The 1,189-nt window shown below is 34.0% G+C and carries 2 protein-coding genes; both read right to left on the bottom strand.

Annotated elements, in window-relative coordinates; all coding sequences use genetic code 11:
* A partial coding sequence (locus tag ACFIK8_RS09670) for a TPM domain-containing protein (protein WP_375669302.1) occupies positions 1-390 on the bottom strand: 390 nt, incomplete at its 3' end.
* Complete coding sequence (locus ACFIK8_RS09665) at positions 390-1,034, bottom strand: LemA family protein (RefSeq protein ID WP_375669301.1); 645 nt, start codon at positions 1,032-1,034, stop codon at positions 390-392. The genes ACFIK8_RS09665 and ACFIK8_RS09670, both read right to left, overlap by 1 nt.
* Between the last annotated feature and the right edge of the window lie 155 nt (positions 1,035-1,189).

The raw sequence follows: 1,189 nt of genomic DNA, 5'->3' as shown, positions 1-1,189 counted from the left end.
CAAACCATACCCCACTTCAATACGTACTATGCGTTCATTTGGTGCAATTAATAGCAATACACCGTTATTGATCTTTTTTTGACCTAATTTCCATGTGCGGAAAAGAGAATTACTGTATGTTTCTATATCAATTCCTGAAAGGGTAGGGAGAGTAACAATAACAATTTGATCTCCAGTTTTTTCTTCGAGAACAGCTAATTGTTTTGTTAAATTTTCCTTTGTTGTATTATCGAGCAAATGAGCCACATCGTTAACATAGCCAGTTAAGGGAGAAAATTTTGTTTGTGAACAAGCAACATTTCCCAATGCAGCAACCAAATACAGAAAGCCCATAAAAGCACATAAAGATGGAAAAACATTGTGTTGCGTAAAATATTGAAAGGATTTCATCAATTAAAATTGATCTTTGGTGTTTGTTGGCTATTGGTATCGATAGTAAATGTTGGCATAGGTTTTGCATCGCGAAACCATAATTTTGCCCAAAGCATTGTTGGCATTGTCTTTAGGCTAGTATTATATATACGGACTGATTCGATATAATCACGGCGAGCAAGAGAAATACGGTTTTCAGTTCCTTCTAATTGTGATTGAAGAGCGAGAAAATTCTGATTTGCTTTGAGATCAGGATAATTTTCAACAACAGCCATAAGACGCGAAAGTGCGCTTGATAAATTTGCTTGATTTTTGAGATATTGCTGCATTATTTGTGGCTCAGTTAACATATCGGCATTAATATTTACTTGCGCTACCTTTGCACGTGCTTCGACAACATTTGTAAAAACAGCTTGTTCGTGGGATGTGTAAGCTTTGACAGTTTCTACGCGATTGGGACTGAGATCTGCACGACGTTGATATTGATTCAATACTTCGCTCCATGTTGCACGTACTTTTTCTTCATTCGTTGGTATCGTATTAAACTCGCAGCCACTTAAAGATGGTATTAAAAATGCTAAGAAAATAGCAATTAAGAATCGTCTTAACATTTTAATTACAGGATAAGAAAGTCTAATTGAAGCAGTTCGTACATTTAACATAAATATATCTCCGCAGCTATTTTATGTGTAATATAGGATGTATCTTTTCGATGAAAAGTACTGTGAATTTTATAAAAAACATTTGATGAAAAAAACGTATCTTTATGAGTTTCTATTGTGTTTAAGTGATTGGTTAATATTAAAATAATAACTTA

This window comes from Bartonella sp. MR168JLCBS, assembly GCF_042194175.1.
Note: the sequence above shows the minus strand (reverse complement) of the source record. Positions and strands in the feature narration are given on the sequence as shown.